We start from the raw sequence: 1,802 nt of genomic DNA on the forward strand, positions 1-1,802 counted from the left end.
ATTCAACAAGGAAATCGATTTCGACACCGACACCATCAAGGTGATGCTGGTCGGTGCCGGATACACGCCGGACCAGGCGGCGCACCGCTACAAGTCGGCGGTCACCAGCGAGGCGTCGGGCCCGGGCTACACGGCCGGCGGTGTCACGCTCGGGACGCCGCAGATTGTCGGGTCGGGGAGCACTGTCACTCTCAAGGGCGACAACATCGCGTGGCCGTCCTCGACGATCTCCGGCCGTTACCTGGTGATCTACGATGCGACACCGGGTTCGGATGCGCAGCGCCCACTGATCTCGTATGTCGACTTCGGTGAGACTGTCAGCTCGACGAGCGCGACGTTCCAGGCGACGTGGAATGCGCTCGGTCTGCTGTCGGTGTCTGTGGCCTGACGTATGTCGATCAGCCTGGGTGGCCGGTCGATCCGCGGTCTCCGGTACGTCGATGAGTTAGGCGAGGAGCACGTCATCATCCTCGCCTACCTCGATGGTGTTGCGGTGTGGGATGGGCGGATGCCGGTGTTCGTGCAGGCGCCGCGCGCGATGGCGGCCGCGGTGGGTTATGCGCCGGTGGTGTCTGCGGAGTCGCGTCTGGTGGCGCCGGCCGCTGTGGCGTACGCGGAGGCTGGTAGGCCGGTGATCGCCGGTGCTGTCAGCATCGCCCCGCCGGTCGCTGTCGCGTCTGCCGTCGCTCAGGTGCCGGAGTTGTCGCATGGTCACGTCCTCGATATCCCTGCCGCTATCGTGTCGGCCGAGGCGTATGTGCCGGTGGTGTCGGTGGTGGCGGGCATCATCGCGCCGACTGCCGTGGCGACTGCGGTCGGTCGTGTCCCGGACGTGTCGGCGGCAGTGACGGCGGGGGTGCCTGCGGCGTTGGTGTACGCGGAGGCGCATGTCCCGGAGGTGGGGTCGCGCGTTGAGCTTGTCGTCCCAACGGCGTCGGCATCGGCCGCTGCGTCTGCACCGACCGTCTCGGCGGCGGTGGCGGTGGCTGTACCGGTGGCATCCGCGTCAGCGGCCGTGTACGCGCCCACGCTGTCGCGTGGGCACAATCTGAGCACCCCGACAGCGGCAGCATCTGCGACCGCGTACGCACCCGAGGTCCAGCAAGCGAACCCGGAGTACGTGGACGCGATCAGCGACGGCGGGTCGTTCCCTTCGAATTACACCAAGACGATCCAGAGCGGCCGCAATGGCGCGGTAGTGGTGGCGGTGCATGTCAACAGCGACTCGATCACCGCATCCGTCTCGGTTGGTGGTGTTGCTGCGACACTGATTGATTCGACGACACGCTGGTGGGTCTTCGCTGTGACGGGACTTCCCGAGGGGGCGGCGTCTGTCGTTGTCTCGTGGAGTGTCCCTGGCGGTAACTTCTCGGGGAACTTCGCGGCGATGAGCTTCAGTGACGTGACTGCGATCAGCACACCGCAGATCACCACCTCGGCGACGGTCACGCTCACCGGCACCGGGAGGCTCGCGGCGGGGCTGTGGGCTGCGACGGGCAATCGCACCGCAACGCAGGGCGATGTCCTGCGTGTGAAGAGCCCGCAGATCAACGACAACGTGATCATCCACGGCACGACATCGACGGATGCAGTGATGGGCTTGACGTCCCCGCAGCGCGGCGCCTGCTTCTGGCTGACCTGACCGCTGTCACACCCTGGCGGTACTGTGCATGGTGCGCGTAGGGAAGATGCGCGCAACGCCCCCGACCTTTCGAGGTCGGGGGCATTTTCGTCGTATCGAGGTGCCCTCGAGCCTCGAAGCCGTGTCGTCCGTTCAGGTTAACGTTCGTCAACTATTCGCC

At 66.3% G+C, this 1,802-nt stretch carries 2 protein-coding genes; both read left to right on the forward strand.

Annotation, left to right across the window (positions count from 1 at the left end; translation table 11 throughout):
* Positions 1-388: hypothetical protein (locus Y710_RS18990; protein ID WP_197462961.1), on the forward strand; the 388-nt coding region annotated here is incomplete at its 5' end.
* Between the two features lie 243 nt (positions 389-631).
* Complete coding sequence (locus tag Y710_RS18285; protein WP_156479493.1) at positions 632-1,642, forward strand: hypothetical protein; 1,011 nt, start codon at positions 632-634, stop codon at positions 1,640-1,642.
* Positions 1,643-1,802: the final 160 nt, after the last annotated feature.

The organism is Gordonia sp. QH-12, assembly GCF_001578675.1.
GTDB lineage: Bacteria > Actinomycetota > Actinomycetes > Mycobacteriales > Mycobacteriaceae > Gordonia > Gordonia sihwensis.